Origin of the sequence: Acinetobacter sp. 3657, from assembly GCF_031456775.1 — a bacterium.
Classification (GTDB): Bacteria; Pseudomonadota; Gammaproteobacteria; order Pseudomonadales; family Moraxellaceae; genus Acinetobacter.
Genome location: NZ_JAVDVH010000002.1, coordinates 123,725 through 145,536 on the forward strand (window position 1 = coordinate 123,725; position 21,812 = coordinate 145,536).

Annotated in this window: 19 protein-coding genes; 11 read left to right on the forward strand and 8 right to left on the reverse strand. The window is 39.9% G+C overall.

Annotated features, from left to right (window positions below):
• Positions 1-46: 46 nt before the first annotated feature.
• Positions 47-337, reverse strand: coding sequence for a peptidylprolyl isomerase (locus J2Y37_RS03785; RefSeq protein ID WP_349032015.1), 291 nt, complete (start codon positions 335-337; stop codon positions 47-49).
• 320 nt (positions 338-657) lie between these two features.
• On the opposite strand from J2Y37_RS03785, the gene J2Y37_RS03790 reads away from it, so the two are divergent.
• Both J2Y37_RS03790 and J2Y37_RS03795 read left to right on the forward strand, forming a co-directional pair.
• Positions 658-960, forward strand: coding sequence for a hypothetical protein (locus J2Y37_RS03790; RefSeq protein ID WP_228127766.1), 303 nt, complete (start codon positions 658-660; stop codon positions 958-960).
• 44 nt (positions 961-1,004) lie between these two features.
• On the forward strand, positions 1,005-2,420 hold the full coding sequence (locus tag J2Y37_RS03795) for a S8 family serine peptidase (RefSeq protein WP_349031926.1): 1,416 nt from the start codon (positions 1,005-1,007) through the stop codon (positions 2,418-2,420).
• A gap of 210 nt (positions 2,421-2,630) precedes the next feature.
• Here J2Y37_RS03795 and J2Y37_RS03800 read toward each other — a convergent pair whose 3' ends face one another.
• Together J2Y37_RS03800 and mutM are read right to left on the reverse strand one after the other, a co-directional pair.
• On the reverse strand, positions 2,631-2,909 hold the full coding sequence (locus tag J2Y37_RS03800; RefSeq protein WP_004669452.1) for a peptidylprolyl isomerase: 279 nt from the start codon (positions 2,907-2,909) through the stop codon (positions 2,631-2,633).
• Between the two features lie 23 nt (positions 2,910-2,932).
• Positions 2,933-3,754, reverse strand: a complete 822-nt coding sequence (mutM, locus tag J2Y37_RS03805; protein ID WP_349031927.1) for a bifunctional DNA-formamidopyrimidine glycosylase/DNA-(apurinic or apyrimidinic site) lyase — start codon at positions 3,752-3,754, stop codon at positions 2,933-2,935.
• 207 nt (positions 3,755-3,961) lie between these two features.
• On the opposite strand from mutM, the gene J2Y37_RS03810 reads away from it, so the two are divergent.
• Positions 3,962-6,139, forward strand: a complete 2,178-nt coding sequence (locus J2Y37_RS03810) for a TonB-dependent receptor (RefSeq protein WP_349031928.1) — start codon at positions 3,962-3,964, stop codon at positions 6,137-6,139.
• 62 nt (positions 6,140-6,201) lie between these two features.
• Here the strand turns inward: J2Y37_RS03810 and J2Y37_RS03815 are convergent, their stop codons facing one another.
• The 3 genes from J2Y37_RS03815 to J2Y37_RS03825 form a co-directional block, all read right to left on the reverse strand.
• Positions 6,202-7,005 (reverse strand): tetratricopeptide repeat protein, encoded by an 804-nt coding sequence (locus J2Y37_RS03815; RefSeq protein ID WP_349031929.1) that lies wholly within the window; start codon positions 7,003-7,005, stop codon positions 6,202-6,204.
• A gap of 248 nt (positions 7,006-7,253) precedes the next feature.
• Complete coding sequence (locus J2Y37_RS03820) at positions 7,254-7,589, reverse strand: hypothetical protein (protein ID WP_004669445.1); 336 nt, start codon at positions 7,587-7,589, stop codon at positions 7,254-7,256.
• A gap of 312 nt (positions 7,590-7,901) precedes the next feature.
• Entirely contained in the window at positions 7,902-8,624 is a 723-nt protein-coding gene (locus tag J2Y37_RS03825; RefSeq protein WP_349031930.1) for a folate-binding Fe/S cluster repair protein, read from the reverse strand.
• A gap of 187 nt (positions 8,625-8,811) precedes the next feature.
• Here J2Y37_RS03825 and J2Y37_RS03830 point away from each other — a divergent pair, with 187 nt between their 5' ends.
• From J2Y37_RS03830 to J2Y37_RS03840, 3 genes are all read left to right on the forward strand, one after another.
• A complete protein-coding gene (locus tag J2Y37_RS03830; RefSeq protein ID WP_004669439.1) occupies positions 8,812-9,258 on the forward strand; it encodes an SRPBCC family protein in 447 nt (148 codons plus the stop codon).
• Between the two features lie 58 nt (positions 9,259-9,316).
• Complete coding sequence (locus J2Y37_RS03835; protein WP_004669437.1) at positions 9,317-9,661, forward strand: zinc ribbon domain-containing protein YjdM; 345 nt, start codon at positions 9,317-9,319, stop codon at positions 9,659-9,661.
• A gap of 163 nt (positions 9,662-9,824) precedes the next feature.
• The gene (locus tag J2Y37_RS03840; protein WP_004669436.1) at positions 9,825-10,160 is read left to right on the forward strand and encodes a YegP family protein; all 336 of its coding nucleotides are present in this window, start codon (positions 9,825-9,827) and stop codon (positions 10,158-10,160) included.
• Between the two features lie 58 nt (positions 10,161-10,218).
• Here the strand turns inward: J2Y37_RS03840 and J2Y37_RS03845 are convergent, their stop codons facing one another.
• Both J2Y37_RS03845 and J2Y37_RS03850 read right to left on the reverse strand, forming a co-directional pair.
• Entirely contained in the window at positions 10,219-11,934 is a 1,716-nt protein-coding gene (locus tag J2Y37_RS03845; protein ID WP_349031931.1) for a proline--tRNA ligase, read from the reverse strand.
• Between the two features lie 213 nt (positions 11,935-12,147).
• Positions 12,148-12,795: a hypothetical protein gene (locus tag J2Y37_RS03850; RefSeq protein ID WP_004669432.1), complete on the reverse strand. Its 648-nt coding sequence runs from the start codon at positions 12,793-12,795 to the stop codon at positions 12,148-12,150.
• Between the two features lie 278 nt (positions 12,796-13,073).
• Here J2Y37_RS03850 and pilG point away from each other — a divergent pair, with 278 nt between their 5' ends.
• The 5 genes from pilG (at position 13,074) to J2Y37_RS03875 (ending at position 21,809) form a co-directional block, all read left to right on the forward strand.
• On the forward strand, positions 13,074-13,457 hold the full coding sequence (gene pilG, locus J2Y37_RS03855) for a twitching motility response regulator PilG (RefSeq protein WP_004640629.1): 384 nt from the start codon (positions 13,074-13,076) through the stop codon (positions 13,455-13,457).
• A 21-nt stretch (positions 13,458-13,478) separates the two neighbouring features.
• Complete coding sequence (locus tag J2Y37_RS03860; protein WP_004669429.1) at positions 13,479-13,841, forward strand: response regulator; 363 nt, start codon at positions 13,479-13,481, stop codon at positions 13,839-13,841.
• Positions 13,842-13,905: 64 nt separating this feature from the next.
• Positions 13,906-14,442, forward strand: a complete 537-nt coding sequence (locus tag J2Y37_RS03865; RefSeq protein ID WP_004669427.1) for a chemotaxis protein CheW — start codon at positions 13,906-13,908, stop codon at positions 14,440-14,442.
• 47 nt (positions 14,443-14,489) lie between these two features.
• Positions 14,490-16,571, forward strand: a complete 2,082-nt coding sequence (locus tag J2Y37_RS03870) for a methyl-accepting chemotaxis protein (protein ID WP_005195414.1) — start codon at positions 14,490-14,492, stop codon at positions 16,569-16,571.
• A gap of 156 nt (positions 16,572-16,727) precedes the next feature.
• Positions 16,728-21,809, forward strand: a complete 5,082-nt coding sequence (locus J2Y37_RS03875; protein ID WP_349031932.1) for an Hpt domain-containing protein — start codon at positions 16,728-16,730, stop codon at positions 21,807-21,809.
• The last annotated feature ends 3 nt before the right edge of the window (positions 21,810-21,812 follow it).

Below are 21,812 nucleotides of genomic sequence, written 5' to 3' on the forward strand. Positions count from 1 at the left end.
AAAATTATTTCAGTTTCTGGGTGCTTAAATTTAAGCCCAATTCTGATTACCTCACCCCATCCATAAGGAATTTGATTTCGATTAAGTGGAAACCAAACTGGCTTTTGATGGGTCCATGTAAAATACGTTCCGCAGCACTGAAAACCAGTTTATCGATCACAGGGACAAGCTGTCCTTTTTTAACTTCGCCTAGCTCACCGCCACGCTTTGCAGAGTTGCAGGTCGAGTATTGTTTGGCAATTTTTGAAAAATCAGCACCCGATTGGATGCGTTTTTTCAGTTGCTCAGCCATATCTTTATCTTTGACTAAGATATGTCGAATAATAGTTGTTTGTATGTGGTTGAGAGTGCGCCAATATACTTGAAAAATCATCTAGTTTGCTGATCTACATAATATAAAAATTTTTCTAAGAAAAATGGGCTATTTTTTTTACGTTATAACATTTCAAATTTAAAAATAAATTTTTTTTGTAACTTTGAGCATTTAAATCAAAGAAAGAAAATCTTTTGTGAGGGCATTCACATTAATAATTTATGTCATATCTAGACAATAAATGGCAGTCGCTGTTTAATTTTTAACTATTGATTGTGTACGGATTGTAAACGCAATTTAATTCAAGCAAATAAATAGAAGTGAACAGAGCTATGAATAATAAGATGAAAGTTATCTTAAGTATTGTCATTGTGTTTGGTTTGGTGATTGCACTGGTTGTTTATTTTAAACCAACTAACGAAACGTCAGTTTCGGTCAATATGTATCCAACAGATACAACATCGCAAAGTGCTCCAAACGATCAAAATGCCTTCGAAAGTCATCCAACTCAGTTAGCTTCTAATGTTGAACAGGCTGCCACTAGTACTTCGGGTGACAATGAGTTGGTTGATACTAAAAGTGATATGAGCATTCAACCGATTGATCCAGAAACCGATGTAGGCAACCAAATTATTGAACCAAATTGATCAACATAATTTGTTAAAACAAGCAAAAAAAAAGGAAAATGTTTATGATTTACAAAAAGATTCTGTTAGCGCTATGCATGGGGTTATCCTTTGGGGCTAGTAATGTACAAGCGCAAATTTCACCGCAGGCTGCAAATGCGCAATTGAGTAATGCTGCTAAACAAAAAATTCAACAGGGTAAAATTGACATCAATGCATTATTACAAAATGCATCGAATGACCTGATTATTGAATATTATAACGATGCAGACCAAAATTTGACTGCGGCACAGTTAAGGAAGTATTTCCAACAACAAAAACAAATGATATCTAATCAATTTGCACAACAAAACTCGGGTGTTCAGTTGTTGCGTGATTACAATGCCTTACCTATTAGTTTTTATCGTATACAAAATCGTAATGCGTTGGTTAATTTATTAAATAATCCAAATGTCAAAGCGGTCTATCCGAACCGTGTATCCAAAGCCATATTGTCACAGAGTTTAAACCAAATTGGTCAACCTGTAGCCAAAAGTAAAGGCTTTACAGGTGCGGGTACAACAGTTGCAGTTTTAGATACAGGTGCAAATTATAGACATCCCGATCTAGGAAGTTGTACTGCACCTGGCACGCCAGCTAGTTGTCGAGTCAGCTATGCACTTGATTTTGCACCAGAAGATAACTCATTGGATGACAATGGTCATGGTTCAAATGTATCTTCAATTGTTGCTGGTGTTGCATCTGAGGCTAAAATTGTTGCTCTTGATGTATTTCGTGGCGGAAGTGCCTATGATAGCGATATTATTTCGGCTTTAAACTGGGTGACGAATCAAGCGGAAACTCTTAATATCAAGTCGGCTAATTTGAGTTTGGGTAATTCAACAAGATATTCATCAACTTGTACTTCTTCATCGTTGACTAATTCATTCCAAAAATTACGTAATGTGGGCGTAATCCCTGTGGTTGCTTCTGGTAATGATGCTTATACCAATGGTATCTCATATCCAGCATGCACAGCTGGTGCAGTCAGTGTTGGCGCTGTTTATGATGCAAATGTTGGAGGACGGGGTTATCAAAATTGCTCAGATCAGTCGACCTATATGGATAAAGTAACTTGCTTCAGTAATAGTGCATCAAATTTAACTTTATTGGCGCCAGGAGCACCGATTACGGCAGGAGGGTATACCCAAAGTGGTACATCCATGGCAGCTCCACATGTTGCGGGCGCAGTTGCTGTGTTGCTTGCAAATAATGCCTTACCAAATGCTAGCTTAGATGACATTGTAAACCGTTTGAAGAATACAGGAACATTGGTGACCGATCATCGTACGAATCAACGTTTTCCTCGTCTGAACTTGAGTGCAGCAGTTGATGGTTTAACATCTTCAACACCAACACCAACACCAACACCAACACCAACACCAACACCAAAGCAGGTGTGTACTAACTATTTCTTCTTTACAATCTGCCAGTATGTATAAATTGAACGAAGTGAAATAGTTGAATGAGTGGCAACTGATATTTTATAAGTTGCCATTTTTTATAGATTCTGGTGCCAACTTTTACAAGTTCTTTAAACTTGCTTTGAATCGATTGCTTGTGGTGATACTACTGCAATTGTTCTTTCGGCTATCCGAGATTAAAGCATTATACAAGCCTGTGTGTTTTTAGGATTGGTATTGGTTATTGACTCACATTCTAAATTTGATTTCGATCAAGTGGAAACCAAACTGACTTTTAATCGGACCATGTAAGACGCGTTCAGCAGCGCTGAAAACCAGTTTATCGATCACAGGAACAAGCTGTCCTTTTTTGACTTCGCCTAACTCGCCACCACGTTTGGCTGAATTACAGGTTGAATATTGCTTCGCAATTTTTGAAAAATCAGCACCAGAATGGATACGTTTTTTCAATTGTTCAGCCATGTCTTTATCTTTGACTAAGATATGTCGAACAATAGCAGTTTTCATGCGTTGTTCTCCTTTAAAAAAAACTATGCTTTTTTCAGTTTCAATGGTTGGCATTGTGGGCAAAAAACACTTGCACGCTGTCCCAGTTTTAGGTTCTCTAAGGTCGTCTCACAGTTAACACACATCTCGCCAGCTCGACCATATGCCAAAAGGGTTTGTTGAAAATAACCATTTTCACCCATCGCATTGCTATAGTCACGTAAAGTCGAACCACCTAAATCAATGGCTTGTTGCAAGATTCGTTTGACTTCAATCACCAACTTTTCCACTTGAACTTTGGTTAAGGTTGACGCAGGTTGTGCCGGATGAACGCCGATATTAAATAGGCTTTCAGTCGCATAAATATTGCCTACACCGACCACGATATGATTATCCATTAAAGCAATTTTAATGCCGACATTTTTTTTGCTTAGTTTTTCCAAAAGATATGACGAATTAAAATCATCACTTAATGGCTCAGGGCCAAGTGTGTCAATGAGCTTAGTTTGATTGTTTTGATCTAACCAAAGAATACAGCCAAAGCGACGAGGATCATGATAGCGGAGCTGAAAATCTTCAAAATCAATCACCAGATGGTCGTGTTTTCTTAGTTCATCACTCGGCTGGCACAGCCGAAAACTTCCAGACATACCCAGATGCCAAAGCATTTGATCATGTTCAAATTCAGCTAAAATATACTTGGAGCGCCGTGAAAGGTGTATTAGGCGTTGGCCAACCAGCTTATCAATATCATCAGGTATCGTCCAACGTAAACTGGCATTCCAGACTTTGACGGCTTGGACGCGCTGTTTCAATAAAGGTAACAGGCTGGTTTTGGTAGTTTCAACTTCAGGAAGTTCGGGCATAATAAGTTCAAATTGTTTCAACAACAATACAATGAGGGTAAATGTTTAACTTACAATTATGTCGATATTTAATTTTATTTGCCAATATAGATCAGTAACAACTTTGACTGATTTAGCTAAAATTAATGTTTTCAGATAATTATAAAATAAATAGCGGCTTACTTTTAAAAATCATCGTTTCAATTTTTTGAGAAATAAGGAATCTTCATGCCTTTCTGGAAAATTAACCTGTTATACGGTTGTGTCGCAATGAGTATGGGGCTAAACAGCTCCTTACTATGGGCAGCCGAGCCTGATACTCAGCAGCCTGTGCAACTCCCAACGATTAAAGTCGAAGCTACACGTACAGATACAAGCTATCTACAGACACCTGCTTCGGTATTTCGTGTTGATGCACCTGAGCAAATACAGTCTACTCAGGTCAATTTAACTGAGCTCGTGAAAGGAATTCCAAGCTTACAGCTAAATAATCGTGAGAACTATGCGCAAGATTTACAACTATCAATGCGTGGTTTTGGTGCGCGATCTAGTTTTGGGGTGCGAGGAATTCGTCTTTATGTCGATGGTATTCCCGCAACGATGCCTGATGGACAGGGGCAAACCTCGAATATTGATCTAAGTAGTTTAGATCACCTTGAAGTTTTGACGGGACCATTTTCCTCACTCTATGGGAACTCCTCTGGTGGGACGATCTTGACAACGACCAAAGAGGGACAGGGTAAAGATTCAATCGAAATGAGCTATGCGGGTGGTAGTCACAATAAAAATCGTGCAGGTATCGTTCTCCAAGGCGGTTCAAAACATGCCAATGAACCGAGTTATGTGATTAGCTCATCATATTTTGATACTGATGGCTATCGTGATCATAGTGATGCACGTAAGGTGCTCAACAATGCCAAACTGACATGGGATCTTGACGATGGTTCAAAGATTAATTGGATCACCAATTACGTCAAAATTCATGCAAACGACCCTCAAGGATTGAATAAAACTCAGTGGCAGCAAAATCCTCGTCAAGTTAATGATGCCAATAATACATATAATGTACGCAAAGATATTGAACAAACTCAAACAGGGGTGACATGGTCAAAGCCACTTGACGATCAACATGAGTTATATCTGATGGGGTATTGGGGCAATCGTCAGGTGACACAATATCAGTCTATACCGAAAGGTAGGGTGGGGGAGGAAAACGGTAAACCTATTTATTCAGGGCAGGCAAGTCCTAAACAGGCTGGTGGTGTAATTGATTTCGATCGTAATTATTATGGTGCTGATTTCCGTTGGACAGGTAAAGAGCTATTGCCGAATACGATCTTAAGTGCTGGTGTAGCATTTGATATGATGGATGAAGATCGTAAAGGCTATAAAAATTTTAATGATGTTGGGCAATTTGGTGTCAAGGGTGAATTACGTCGTAATGAAGACAATAGCTTATGGAATATCGATCCTTATTTACAAGCATCATGGCAGTTTTTACCGACGTGGAGAGTAGATACGGGGCTTCGTTATAGTAATTTACATTACAAATCTAAAGATCATTTCACATCGGGACCTGATGAATATGGAACTATTAATGGTGACGATAGTGGCAAACATGATTATTCTAAGCTACTTCCATCCATTGCATTAAGTTGGCAAGTTATTCCTGAACTTTTGGCTTATGTCAGTTATGCCAAAGGCTTTGAAACACCTACATTTACTGAAATGGCTTATCGCCCTGATGGATCAGGCGGTTTTAATTTTGCTCTTGATGCATCGAGCAGTGATACCTATGAACTTGGCTTAAAATCACAAAATCAACTCGGTGATTTTACTTTGGCTGTTTTCCAAACCAAGACCAAAGATGACATTGTATCGGCTGGTAGCGTCGATGGACGTGCGACTTTTCGTAAAGCTGATAAAACTTTACGTGAAGGTGTAGAGTTGACATGGAACAAAGCACTTTGGCGTGATTTGGTGGCTAATGCCAGTTATGGTTATTTAGATGCAACTTTTGATTCAACGGTTCCTGCTGTTGGCTCTGTAGCAGAAATTGCCTCAGGAAATCTGATTCCTGGTATTGCGAAGCAACGTGCTTATGCAGCGGTGGCATGGAAACCAAACACTGGTTTTTATGGTGGGGTCGATGCGCAGTATAATGACAAAATTTATGTGAATGATACCAACACTGAAGCAGCGCCAAGTTATACCACTGTTTCAGCCTACACAGGCTATCTCTGGACATTGAATGATTGGAACGTGAATGCGTATGCGCGAGTCGATAATATGTTGGATAAAAATTACGTCGGTTCAGTGATTGTAAATGATGGCAATGGACGCTTCTATGAACCTGCGGATGGACGCAATTGGGGTGCTGGGATTAAAGTCACTAAACAATTCTAATCTGTTGATCACCACCAAATATCTGCTAGAAAAGTTGATATTTGGTGGTCGCGGGTAAAATACTATCGTTTAGAGGTTTTAGCTTGTTGTTCTTTAGCTTTTATCAGCTGATCTACTTTTGCCAAAGATTCTTTTGCTTGAGGAATGTCCTGTCTAGCCAGTTCTGTAAAAATCTTTTTCGCCTCTGGTAAGTTTTGTTGAAGAATATCACCATTTGCTAGCATATTCCCCAATGCCATCAATGATGGTGCATAGCCTTTATCTGCAAGAGATTGAACAGTTCTTACAGCTTGCTCTCTCATCGCTGGATTTTTATTTTTTACTCCGAGTCCAAGATCATACAAAGCTTTAATATGCATAGCAGGATAGTAGTTTTTTTGAATCAATGGTCTGAGTTGGCGAATCGCAATTTGGTCTATTTCTGGTTTGCCTTGGGCAAATAATAGTGTTGCGATTTCCACGATTGCTTCGTCAGAACCTTGTTTTGATGCTCTATCTAAATACTCTTTGAATTTTGGCGTATTCGGTGTAATAGCCAATCCACCATGACGATAAAGTTGCGCTAAGGTAAAACTAGCTTTGCCGTAGCCTTTATTTGAAGCATCTTGGTAATATTGCAAAGCTCTTTTTTCATCTTTAGTCGTTCCTTGTCCATTCTGGGTCATGTAGCCAAGATTGTAGATGGCTTGAGCATTGCCTGACTCTGCGAGACGTTGCATTTCTGCGAATGCAGCAGGGTAGTTTTTTGCTTCATACAGTTGGGTTGCTTTTGCAAAAACATCTGTTTTGGCTGAAGCTTTGCTGTCTGCTGCTAGTGTGGCGTGGCTTGCAACAATCATTAAACTGGCTATAAGCAACTTTTTCATTTTTCTTTCCCTTCGCATCGATCTGCTTTAATCCGTTGTATAGCAGAATATTTTGTTGATGTGCACATCATAAAAGTTTGGTAAAAAATGTAAATGATGATTTTGTATATATCATGCCCGAATAATACCTTTAATTTTTGACTGTTGTTAAATAAAAGTTTATGGAAACAATGGGATATATTTTTATTTTGCAGAATTCTTGTGGAGGATTTATGGAGAGAAAGTGAATGAGGTAATAAACGCTAACGTTATGTTATATAACGTTGCATCGTGAGTTGTAGCAATTCAATTAGATCAGAATCCATATATTGATAATTATCAGGGATATCTAAAACAAACACTTTCTTATTCATGAGCTGTTTAGAGAATTTCTCTTTAATTTGTTGCTTATGTCGTATTTCCATCACAAAGATTTGATCAGCCCAAAGTATATCTTTGAGCGAAATTGTATGTTTAGCGTGGCGGCTGGTACCAGCTGATCGGGTATGGAGACCATACCCTTGTGCAAAGATGCGTTCAGCAGTTGGACTACGCCATTGATTACGACTACAGATGAATAAAAAGTTCAGAGTTATAGTGTCCAATAATTAAAACGAGCTTCAATTAAGTTCTTTATTTTAGAAACTCGAGGATATTCGATTCCTAATTTTTTTGAGCGAGCGAGTTTAGCTTGACGGGTACATAAGTACTTCCATTTTTTCTGGGGTTTCCACAAAAGAGAAGTATGCCGACAGTCTCGACCTCTGAAATGAAACTTTTTCTTGCGTCTCCAAGCTCGCGTGCGTTGTTGCAGTAAATCATCCATTATTAAAAAACTCATGGGTTAATCGGGTTCAGCAGCCGTGATAACACATAAGTTTTGAATTTTAACTTACAGTCCTGTTTTTAATAATAGATTAACTTGGTCTCGCCACATCACCACTTAGCGCTTCTGGCAAGTCCAACACTGTCAAATCAAACTCTTCTAGAGCAGCTGGTTTTGCCACCACAAGTGCTAAATAACCATCTTCAATGGCAACACTATTGACCACTTCTATATCTTTACTCAGTTGAGTTGTAGGAGAGGGAGCTTCACCTTTTCCTTGAATTAAATGTAACCAGTGTTTAGGTTTGGCTTTAAACCAAAGACGTGCCACGATTTCCTGCCCCAAGTAGCAACCCTTATCAAAATGTACGCCGTCACGTTGATGTAGGCGTAATTCTTGTGGTTGAAAGACATGTTCAGTTGCTTGAGTGATCCAAGCTTGTCCAGACTGAATGGCCTGTAATTGCCAAGTCTTTATATCGGTTTCTGTCTGAGAGAACTCAGTTTGATGTCCAACAATATTTGGAAAAACTTGACCAATTTCTTCTAATTTCATTTTTGAAAAAGCACCAAACTTTTTGATATGTTTGGAAAACTCTTCTGCTTGATCTTGGGTGGTGACTAGTTCAAAACTTTCTGGATTTAATCTTTTAATCCATAAACCAAAATGAATGCGTCCTTTTAAATCACAAATAGCAGTGTATCGACTTTCATTCTCTGGTAAACGTTCAGTGTGAACAGTTACCTGACCCTGTAAAAATTTTTGTGCATCTATACCATTTAAGCTAAAAGCAGTAAAAGCAAGCTGACTCATAGATCGATCCTAAAGCTGCGTTTTGGTCACTAAAATATGGACTGTTATTTTGCGCCATTTTTCACAAAAAAGCAGCTTTTGATTGTTGATATTCATGTTGAAATAAAGAGATTGGAAAGATCGCAATGATGATTAAATTGTGATGCTCAATCCATAAATAAAAGAATAGTCTCAAGGGAGAATAACAATGCCAGGTACAGTACGATTACATCGCGTATTTAATGCGCCCCCTGAACGTGTTTTTAACGCTTTTTTAGATCCAGATGCTTTGGTCAAATGGATGGCACCTCATGGATTTACCGCTAAAGTGCATCATTTAGATCCACAAGTTGGCGGTACTTATAAAATGTCGTTTACGAATTTTTCTACAGGGAGCATGCACTCATTTAGTGGAAAGTATATCGAAATTGTTCAAAATGAACTGCTTCGCTATACGGATCAGTTCGATGATCCTCATCTGACAGGTGAGATCCAAATGACCATTCAACTCAAACCTGTGCTTGTGGGTACAGAGGTGAATATTACCCAAGAGGGACTACCAGATGTGATCCCTGTTGAAGCTTGTTATTTGGGGTGGCAAGAGTCACTTCATTTGTTGGGTTTGTTGATTCAAGCTGAAATCCCAGATCAATAAGCGGTTTAATTTTGAAAAATGGTCTCTATCGCTCATAATAAGACTTTTGAGATTTTTTATGTCTTTTCCAAATTGCCCACAATGCCAATCAGAATATACTTACCAAGATGGCGAACTCCTTATTTGTCCTGAATGTTCACATGAATGGAAAGAAGGTGATAGTCTAGCTTCAGAAGCACAAGAAATTATTAAAGATGCCAACGGTAATGTTTTGGTTGACGGTGATAGCGTTACGGTCATTAAAGATTTAAAAATTAAAGGTTCATCATCAGTTGTTAAAGTTGGTACAAAGGTTAAATCAATTCGTCTGGTCGCTGATGCCAGTGATGGCCATAATATTGATTGTAAAATTGATGGTGTTGGTGCAATGAAGCTTAAATCTGAGTTTGTTAAAAAGGTTTAATTCCAACCATCTTATCTAGGAGCATACAAATGCTCCTTTTTCATGCCAAAAGTGAATTTTAAACTACCAAAATTGAACAAAAAACAATCTATTTAAACCGTTGTGACTGATTTATATTATGGAAGAAACAAAACAATATGAATTCCAATAATAGAGGTTTTTTATGGCTGGATGGTTTGAGGTGAGTCGGGCAAGCGATGGTCAATATCGTTTTGTCTTGAAGGCGGGAAATGGTGAAGTCATTTTAAATAGTGAATTATACAAGACCAAGGCATCGGCATTGAATGGGATTGCATCAGTGCAAAAGAATAGCCCAGATGATGCTCATTATGAGCGATTAATGTCAAAAAATGATAAAGCTTATTTTAATTTAAAGGCTGCAAATCATCAGGTGATTGGAACCAGTCAGCTTTATGCCAGCGAGCAATCTCGTGATAAAGGAATCGATTCAGTCAAAAATAATGGTCCGTCAGAAAAACTTAAAGACTTAACGGTTTAAATTTCTCAATAAAAAAGCCGTTTCATTGAAACGGCTTTTTTATTTGTATGTGCGAATACTAGCGTACAAGCTTCATTAATAATTCATCTTTACTAAGGTTGCTTGCTTCTGCATCACGACGACCTTTGTACTCGAAGATACCTGCATCTAAGCCTTTTTCACCAATCACGATACGATGAGGGATACCCATCAACTCAAGGTCAGAGAATTTAACCCCTGGGCGTTCATTACGATCATCAAGGAGTACATCATAACCTTGTGCTTGTAACTCTGCATAAAGTGCTTCAGCAGCTTCTACGGTGCGCGGTGATTTATGTGCATTCATTGGAACGATTGCGATGTCAAAAGGTGCAATCGCTTGAGGCCAAATGATGCCTTTGTCATCGTAATTCTGCTCAATGGCAGCAGCAATCACACGTGTAACCCCTATGCCATAACAACCCATGGTGACGGTAAATGGTTTGCCATCTTCACCAAGCACTTTACAGCCTAAAGCTTCTGAATATTTTGTACCGAGTTGGAAGATATGACCGACTTCAATACCGCGTTTGATTTGCAGTGTGCCTTTACCATCTGGAGATGGATCACCCTCTACGACATTACGAAGGTCAAATACTTCAGTGAATTTCGCGTCACGATCCCAGTTCACGCCAGTGGCATGTTTATCCACTTCATTTGCACCAGCAACAAAGTCAGCCAGTATTGATGCAGCACGATCCACAATCACCGTTAAGCCTTTTTCAACTAAGCCTTGAGGACCACAGAAACCTGCGGTTAAACCGTGTTGCTGTAGTTGTTCGTCAGTTGCAAAAGTCAAAGGTGCAGCAATAAGTGGATGCTTTTCAGCCTTAATATCATTCAGCTCATGGTCACCGCGTAAGAACAGGGCAACTACAGGTGTATTGCCTTTCTCATCTGCAATCCCTTGTACCAGCAATGCTTTTACCGATTGTTTCGCATCAGCATTTAGGAATGCACAAACATCTGCAATGGTTTTTTGATCTGGTGTATCGACCAATGCAAAAGCTTGCGTAGCAGGTGCGCGTTCACCAACTAAAACAGCTTCAGCCATTTCTACGTTAGCTGCATAGTCTGACTCAGTTGAGAATGCAATATCGTCTTCACCACTCGCTGCAAGTACATGGAACTCATGAGAGGCTGAGCCACCAATCGAACCAGTATCCGCTTGTACTGGACGGAAGTCCAAACCAAGACGAGTGAAGATGCGAGTATAAGTGTCATACATCACGTCATACGTTTCTTGCAAAGATGCTTGATTCGCATGGAAAGAGTAAGCATCTTTCATGATGAATTCACGTGAACGCATCACACCGAAACGTGGACGAATTTCATCACGGAATTTGGTTTGAATTTGATAAAAATTCAATGGTAGTTGCTTATAGCTTTTTAATTCATTTCGCGCTAAGTCGGTGATGACTTCTTCATGCGTAGGGCCTAAAACAAAATCATTGTTATGACGATCTTTGAAACGCAATAATTCTGGGCCGTATTGTTCAAAGCGACCTGATTCTTCCCAAAGTGCGGCAGGTTGCGTCACAGGCATATAAACCTCTAATGCGCCTGAACGGTTCATTTCTTCACGAACAATCGCATCGACTTTCTTTAGTACACGCGTTCCCATGGGCAACCAAGAGTATAAACCAGAAGCTAATTTACGAATCATCCCCGCACGTAACATGAGCTGGTGTGAAATGACTTCAGCATCATTTGGGGTTTCTCTTAACGTTGCAAATAAAAAGCGGCTTGCGCGCATGGAAACTGTCCTAAAGTTAAGTGTTATAAAAAAGCCAAGTAAGAATGGATGAAATAATACACCCACTTTTCAGCCGTTTGGCATTATGACATGAATCATTCAATTTGGCGCAGTATAACCTATTGTAGAAGGCTTAAATATTGAAGAAATATAAAAGTCAGCCTGCAGTTTTATCGAGATATAGTGTTGCTTAAATAATTTTTCACATTGATTTTATTCAAGTTTTTTTAGGCGCTGAATGATGTCTGTATATTCGGTTTCGGTTTTTTGATAAGCGTTGCGTAGACTTTCAACCGTTCTTTTGACGTTATCAATATTTTGGGTATTGTTTGTAAGATTGCTTTTGAGTTGTGCTGGAATCGCTTGTCCTTTGCGATGATATTCCATTTCTTGGCGTTTAAATCTGATTTTATCCGTTTGTAATTGTTGTAATTGTTCCTGTTGATAGCTGAGTTGTTTTTTTAGATTTGCTAAAATTTGATCCCTTTTTACGGTTGCAATCTGAACACTGCCATAAGCGCGTTTCAAGCGCAAATCTTGTTCACGTTGACGTGCAAGCGATTCTCGTTGTGAAGATTGTTGCGCATCTGCTAGAGCGTTGAAAGGTCGATTCCGTTTAATGACTTGCATATTTCGATCAAGCGCTTCATAACCGTAACGGATATGGTCAGGAGACACAGAGGTACTGACGTTGGCAATCCCATTTTTATCATAATAGCGATACCAGACCGCCTTTGCTTGATCGGCTGCTGCGAAAGATGAAGCGTAAGGGGATAACAATAAAAAAAATGAGCAAATGTAAATGCGTGCAATCGTTTTAAAGTGTCTAACGCGGAAACCGCACTTTAACGAATCAGTCATTACATCTCCCGTAAAAAGTCAACTAAATCACTTATTTTTAAATAATAATCAATTGTATATTAGTGGTTATTTATACAATTAAAAATAGTCAGCATGCAAAAAAAATATGAATTTAATTAAAAGTGTGAGCTAATAGCGGTTGTTTGGAAAAACTGATAGATCGGTTCAAAAAACTTCATTGATAATGCAAGTAAAGATATGTTAAAAATATCAAACTGTATAAAATAAATTAAACCAACCATATAGTGTGTATTGAGTGAATGGGGCGGAACAATTAAATGGAAGATAAATTTCAAAACTTAAAGGTGATGGTGATTGACGATTCAAAAACAATTCGTCGTACAGCAGAGACCTTATTGCAACGGGAAGGTTGTGAGGTAATTACTGCGGTTGACGGTTTTGAGGCATTATCAAAAATTGCTGAAGCCAATCCTGATATCGTTTTTGTTGACATTATGATGCCACGTTTAGACGGTTATCAAACCTGTGCATTGATCAAGAATTCATTAAATTATCAAAATATTCCTGTGATTATGCTTTCAAGTAAAGATGGTTTGTTTGATCAGGCGAAAGGGCGTGTTGTGGGGTCTGACGAATATTTGACTAAGCCGTTTAGTAAGGATGAGCTGTTAAGTGCGATCCGTAACCATGTTAGCGCATAAAATTTAAAAATTGAGGACAAAATGGCTCGTATACTTATTGTAGATGATTCACCTACTGAAACATTTCGCTTTAGAGAAATTTTAACGAAGCACGGTTATGATGTATTAGAAGCAACCAATGGTGCGGATGGGGTTACGATGGCACAAGCAGAATTGCCTGACTTGGTGCTTATGGACGTTGTTATGCCAGGGATGAATGGCTTTCAAGCAACACGCCAAATTAGTAAAGCGAAAGAAACACAGCATATTCCTGTTGTGATTGTCAGCACCAAAGATCAAGCAACAGATCGAGTGTGGGGAAAGCGTCAAGGTGCAAGCGATTATTTGACGAAGCCAGTTGATGAACAACAACTTATTGACGTAATCAAAGAATTATTAAGTTAATTGATTGTTGCTCAATATGGTCTTCGCATTACTCAGCTTTTCATGACTCAATATGGGATAGAGTATGGCAGCAAATGGATTTATCGAGTTGCTTCGCTTATCCAAGCGAGGCAATAAACAATATACTTCAAGTCAAAATGAAGTCAGCCGTTGGTCTGGTATCGCATTTGAAATGTTCGGGCAATATTTTGTTGCACCATTGGGGGAAATTTCTGAGGTGATTTATCCTCCGAAATATACGCCGGTACCAAATACTCAAGCATGGGTGCGTGGTCTAGCAAATATCCGCGGACGCTTGCTTTCAGTTTCTGATTTAACTCATTTTATTTCGGGGCAACGAAGTCAATTCTCTCCAATGCAAAAAGTGATTTGTATTAGTCATCAAGACCATTATGTGGGGTTGGTCGTAGATCAGGTCTTGGGAATTCAGCACTTCAATAAAAAGAGTTTTTTCTCTCAAACGGATGAGCTAGACAATAAATTAAAAGACTATTGTCAGGGGTATTTCCACCAACATAATCAGCAATGGCATGTGTTCTTACTGAGTCGATTATTAAAAAATCCGCAGTACATGAATGCATCAATAAAGTTTATAAACTAATTTAATACGCTGTGGAAAATTAACAGGTATTTCGGGGAGAAGCTGGTATGGGCTTTAAACTTAAAAAGAAGAATGGTAGTGATAGTGCGGGATTGAAACGGGGCGGAACTTTTGTAGAAAAAATTCGGACTCAAGTGGATCAGTTTTCTCGTTTATTTGGTGAGACTGAGAAATCAAAACCAATTATCTATCGTTCCTTAATTGCTTTGGTCCTTGCAGTTATCCTCTTAATCTATTTATTCGTGAGTCTGCCGCGTTCTAATCAGTTGACTCGAAGTTTAGGTGAATTACGCTTGTTGTCGCAGATGATTTCGCGTCAAGCAACTGAGGCAACCGCATCAGGCACATCAGAATCAATGAAAAGTTTGGTTGAGTCGGAAAAGCGATTCGCTGAAAATCTTGAAATTGTGGGCAATCGCTATAACACCAATTCGGAAGAATATAAAAAGGTTGATGCGCTTTGGGGGACTGTTGCAAAGCATATTGATTTGATTGTGTCTCAAGAAGAAGTCATTAATCAACTCTATGAAACCAACATTTCAATCAGTGAAACGATTCCTGAGATTCAGGCTGAATATAACCTGATGGTTGACCAAATGGTTCGTGAAAACATGCCAAGTAGTCAGGTAATTATCACTAAAAACCAAGTGTTCATTGCCGAGCGTATTTTACGTTCTATTAACTCCGTGTTAGTGGGTACAGACAACTCAAATGCTTCTGCCAATGACTTTGGTGCAGATATTGATACCTTTGGTATTTACTTAAATGCACAATTAAATGGTAGCTCTGAGCTTGGTGTAGATCGTATTGGTTCATCTGACTTGCGTGAGTCAGTCGATAGCATCAAATCAGACTATGATTCAGTTTTAAGATTAGCTGCAGATACAGTCTTGAAAAATGCCAATCAGATCGTGCATGTACGTCAAGCATCTTCTGAAATTTTCACTCAATCTGATGCACTCCTTTCATCTTTAACGACTTTGTCAGATAAAGCTGAAGGTGGTTGGGGCAACGTGCTTGCAGGTATTGCCTTGATTTTGGCTTTAGCTGTCTTGGTTTTCTCTGCATTACAGCTACTTGCTTTGCGTAGTAATACCGATAAAGAACGTGTGACACGCTTACAAGATGAGTATGACCGTAACCAAAATGCGATTTTGCGTTTACTCGATGAAATTGCTGATTTGGCGGACGGTGACTTACGCTCTTATGCGACGGTATCTGAAGACTTTACAGGGGCAATTGCGGACTCGATTAACTTTGCAATCGATCAGTTACGTGACCTCGTTTCTCGAATTACCGACACCTCGCAAGAAGTTGCGCGATATACACAGAATACGCAAAATATTACCAACCAATTGGCTGAGGCATCTGAGCATCAAGCACAAGAGATCGCGGGTGCATCAGCTGCGATGAACGAAATGGCATTGTCGATCGACCAAGTATCGGCCAATGCATCTGAATCAGCTGAGGTTGCACACCGTTCTGTAAAAATTGCGACCAATGGGGCACATGTTGTAAACCGTTCGATTCAAGGTATGGATCATATCCGTGAGCAGATTCAGGAAACCTCAAAACGTATTAAACGTTTGGGTGAATCATCTCAGGAGATCGGTAACATCGTCTCGTTGATTAATGATATTGCCGATCAAACCAACATTTTGGCATTGAATGCTGCGATTCAAGCATCGATGGCAGGAGAGGCAGGTCGTGGTTTCGCCGTTGTAGCAGATGAGGTACAACGTCTTGCAGAACGTTCTGCATCAGCAACCAAGCAGATTGAAAGCTTAGTAAAAACCATTCAAACAGATACCAACGAAGCCGTGATTTCAATGGAACAAACGACTTCTGAGGTTGTGCGTGGTGCGAACTTGGCCAAAGATGCAGGGATTGCACTGGATGAGATTCAGACCGTATCTGGTGATTTGGCGAAACTGATTGCGAGCATTTCTGATGCTGCGAAGCTTCAGTCTGCTTCAGCAAGCCATATCGCGACGACGATGAATGTTGTACAGGAAATTACGTCACAAACAACAACAGCAACGTTTGATACAGCGCGTTCAGTTTCTGAATTGGCAAACATGGCTGAATCTTTACGTGAATCGGTAACTGACTTTAAGTTGCCGGATTAAGCCGGATTGGAAAGACAGATGGGGGTGTCTGTCTTTCCATTTTTTTAGAGATGTAGGATATCTCAACAAGGTGATGGCAAAATGGAACGACATCTTGTGTGATAGATACACGTATTTTTTAGCCACAACTGGTGGATAAAAACGAAAGAAGCCGCTATGAAACAAATATTAAAAACGTTAGTTGAAACGATGACGCTTCCTGAAGACAGTTATCTTGAACAAGATGCAGAAATTCTTGAGATTTTTATTGAAGAATTAGATGAAATCTTTGTTGAGTTAGAGCCATTATTAGTTCAATGGATTGAACAGCCGAGTCAACAGAATGTGCTCACGGATATTCGTCGACATTTCCATACCCTTAAAGGTTCTGGAAGAATGGTCGGGGCAAAATCTTCTGGGGAGTTAGGTTGGACAGTTGAAGACCTGCTCAATCGTGTCTTAGCTGGAACGATTCCGTTTGATACGGAAATCCAACGTTATGTACAGGCCATTTTTAATGTTTATCGCTTTAAGCTTATTCATGACTTTAAAGCGGTGAAAGCGCATATTATCGATTTAAGACCACTGGTTTTACTCGGTCAACAATTGCAACAACAGAAAAAACCTGACCCTGCATTGACTGAGTTATTGAATCTTGCCAATCAATTAAAGCATGATGATGATCTTACAGGCCTAGAATTGCTTGATGATACAGTGAGTGATAACCTACTGGCATTAGAACAGCGAGAATCAGATGCTGAGCTGGTATTCACCAAAGCTGAAACGGAATCAGCCGAAGATGAGATGCTTGCTAAAGAGACATTAGCAATTTTCTTGGAAGAAGCAGAAGAGCATCTTGCAACCATTGATCATTTTTTACAGGATGATCGCCAAACAAATGAACAATACAACACTTTGATTCGAGCTTTGCATACGCTTCGTGGTAGCTCTGCGATGGCGCATGTGGATCACATTTTTGAAGCAAGCTCTAAAGTTGAAAACCTATTTAAAACATTATTACAAGATGAGCTAGATTCAAGTTCAAATGAAACTGCTTTACTAACGCATTATGCTCAATTCGTTCGTGATTATTTGCATAGTTTAAGACAACAAGATACACCGCAGAAATCTGATGAAATCTATGCCACATTCAATGCGGCATGGGATAGCTATGACTTCCAATTAGAAGAACAACACAATGGTTCGGTGCGACCACAAGGTCTGGTTTCTCAGTTGTTGGAACTCAATATCCATGATTTGCTTGATGTGGAATCTGATTTTGAGAAACGAGCACGTGCAGAATTTCCTCAATATCTACAGTTGCTTAGTCAACAAGCTGAAATATTGTTGCAACATACCCATCATCACGCAACGATTGGGATGTATCAATATACAAGTTTGTTGCGTTCAAGCTATCAAGATTTAATTTTTAAACCAAATCTACTTCATCTAGATGCTGCATTTGAGTTATATCACCAAGTCCATCAACAGTTTACTCAATTGTTTGATACCTTGGCAGCGGGACAGCGTGTCACTTTAACCAAAGTGCATGAGCGTGTTTTAAATGAGCTCAGTTCATTTACACAACAAAATGTAGAGTCGTTAGATCAACTTGCGATTGACATAACCGCAGAATCAACACAACTAGATGCAACTGAAAATAACAATGCACCTACACCGATGGCTGCAACTGATTTAACGGCTCAATTTGCTTTAGATAAACAGCAACTACAATCTGCTGAAGCAAATCGCGATTTTGATCCTGATCTCTTGGATATTTTCCTAGAAGAAGCGGATGAGTTATTGGCTGGAATCGATACAGATCTCAATACTTGGACAGTAGACGGTCAAAATCTCAATGCATTAAAAAATCTGATGCGTTATTTGCACACCTTGAAAGGTGGCGCAAATATGATACAAGCCCCTCATATTGGTCTGATTGCGCATGAGCTAGAAACCATTTATGAAAAGCTTATTAATCAGCAGCTCCAAGTAACACCGACCTTAGTTGCGATGATTCGCTCAGTCCAAGACGATATTTCAGATCGTATTCAAACGATTCGAGATCAGCAAATAGATTATCCTTCGACCCATGTCGTAGACGCTCTCGTACAGTTAACAGCATCGACAGCGAAGACTGATGCTGAAAGCAAGGTAGCTACGCAAATTGTTAGCGAACAAAGCGCCGATGAAGAAACAACAGTGCCTGCTACAGATGTTGCTGTTCAGACAGTAGCTACTCATGCTGCCGTAGACGTAACCGATCTCGCTGCTCAACTGGTACTGGATAAACAACAATTACAATCCGCAGCATCCAATCGAAACTTTGATCCAGATTTGCTGGATATCTTCTTAGAAGAAGCCGATGAGTTATTGGTGGGGATCGATGCTGATCTAAATACATGGACGGTTGATCAGCAGAATCTAAATGCACTGAAAAATTTGATGCGCTATTTGCACACCTTAAAAGGGGGTTCAAATATGATTCAAGCCCCTTATATTGGTTTGATTGCGCATGAATTAGAAACGATTTATGAAAAACTCATCAATCAACAACTACAAGCAACACCTCAGCTCATAGCATTGATTCGTTTGGTACAAGATGATATTTCTGATCGTATTCAGACGATTCGTGATCAACACGTCGATTACCCATCAACTCATGTTGTGCAATTACTCCAGCAAGCAGAGCAATCTGCTGGTGGCGTAAGTCATGCGCCAAGCGTTGACACGGTTGAATCTGTAGTTCAAGTTGAAGACAGTGAAGTCGAAATGCTGTCTGATACACATGAGACGATTGAACAGCAGTCTGTAATAGATCACGGTGAGCTAACAACTGAAGAACTGAGTTCAGTTGAGACAGAAGTTGCTGTTGAAGCGGAGTTGCCTGATCAGACTGTAGCGTTGGTTGATGAAGAAACTGCCGAGGATGATGTTCGTTCACTGGTGGAACAGACCTTCCTTGAAGAAGCAGAAGAATTGTTAGAACAGGCTCAACAGTTATTAAAACAATGGTTCGAGCAACGTAGTAATCGTAGTGTGTTATTACAGCTACAACGTAATGCCCATAGTTTAAAGGGCGGCGCGCGGATGGCCGAGTTGGATGCAGTTGCCGTCATTGCCTATCATTTAGAAAATGCGTTTGAACAATTTGGTGTGCATCATTTTAATTCCAATGTATACGACAACTTACTCAATACCGCTCTTGCATGGCTCAATGATGCTGTCTTTAAACGTCAATATGCGAATTTTGATGGTTTAAAACATAATTTAGAAAAAATGGACTTTGTTGACGTTTCAGCACAACTGCCACAAAAACTGTCTGCACGGGATATTTTTACACCTGAATACACCATGGAGTTTGTTCAGGGAGATGGCACTGAGCCACCATCAATGCAAGGTGAGTGGGAGTCAACTGAGCGGGTAGAACAGAACAATGAAATGATTCGTGTTTCTGCTGAGGTCATCGAGAAGATGATTGATTTATCAGGAGAAAATGCGATTAACCGTTCACGTATCGAGATGGACTTAGGTCAGTTGGGCGGTACGTTGACGGAAATGGAACTTGCAATCAAGCGTTTGGCAGACCAATTACGTCGAATGGAAGGTGAGTTAGAAAGTCAAATTATTGCACGACATGGTGGCGAAGATGCGCGTTATGCTGATTTTGACCCTTTAGAGATGGATCAATATTCATCTTTAAATCAGTTGTCAAAATCTCTTGCAGAGTCAGCATCTGACTTAGTTGACTTCAAAACGACACTTTCGGAGAAGATCCGTGATACTGAAGGTTTATTGTTACAACAGTCACGTATCCAAGCGGAAATTCAAGAAAGTTTGATGCGTACCCGTTTGGTGCCATTTTCTCGTCTGTTGCCACGTTTACAACGTATTGTCCGTCAAACGGCATCAACCTTGAACCGACCGACGGAACTGGTTGTGAACAATACCGAAGGTGAATTAGACCGTAGTATTTTAGAGCGTCTAGTTTCACCATTTGAGCATATGTTGCGAAATGCGATTGATCATGGTATCGAAGACCGTGAGCAACGCTTACAAGCGAAAAAGCCTGAAACAGGACATATTGTTTTAAATATCGGTCGTCAAGGTACAGATGTTGTCGTTAGCTTTAGTGATGATGGTAAAGGGATTGATGTAAATCGTATTAAAGATAAGGCGATTCAAACGGGGTTAATGACCAAAGAACAAAAACTTGATCAAGATGAGATTTTACAGTTTATCTTCCATCCTGGTTTTAGTACCGCGGCGCAAGTGACTCAGATTTCTGGGCGTGGTGTTGGTTTAGACGTTGTTCAAAGTGATATTAAAGCTTTGGGTGGTCATGTCAGTGTGAGTTCTGTTTTTGGTAAAGGCACGACCTTTACCATTCGAGTACCGACGACAGTGGCCGTCAGCGATGCACTTATGGTGAAAGCGGGCGACCAACAATTTGCTTTCCCACTGGCACAAATTGATCGTATTGTGCGTATTTCACCGATGGCGTTAGAGCAATACTTTGATAGCCAAGAAGACTACTTCGATATTGATCAAGAGCGCTATCGTTTGCGTTATTTATCTGAGTTTGTAGCAGGGCAGCCGATCCCACGCTTAAGCGGTATTGTGCATTCTATACCTGTATTGTTGATTAAGGGGGCGCAAGGTCAAACAACCGCATTATTGATCGACCAGCTCATTGGTTCACGTGGTCAAATTGTTGTAAAACCAGTTGGGCAACAATTCTCCAGTATTGGCGTGATTGCTGGGGCAACCATTCTCGGTGATGGTCAGGTCTGCTTGATTTTAGATGGTCAAAATATTGCTCGCCAAGCTCAGTCAACGCCACGTGCGAAACAAGCAGATGAGACATACACCAAACAGCGTTATGACGAACGTCGTTTGATTATGATTGTGGATGACTCAGTCACCGTACGTAAGGTTACGTCACGCTTGTTGGAACGTCAGGGCTATGATGTTGTGACAGCGAAAGATGGTGTAGATGCGATAGAGCAACTGGAAACCATTAAACCTGATTTAATGTTACTCGATATCGAAATGCCGCGAATGGATGGCTTTGAGGTCACGAATCTGGTTCGACATCATGAAATCCATCGAAATCTACCGATCATAATGATTACCTCACGGACAGGTGAGAAGCACCGTGAACGTGCCCTATCATTAGGTGTAAACCAATACATGGGTAAACCATTCCAAGAGGAAACACTTTTGGAAAATATAGATAGCTTACTTGTTGTGCGCTGAGGA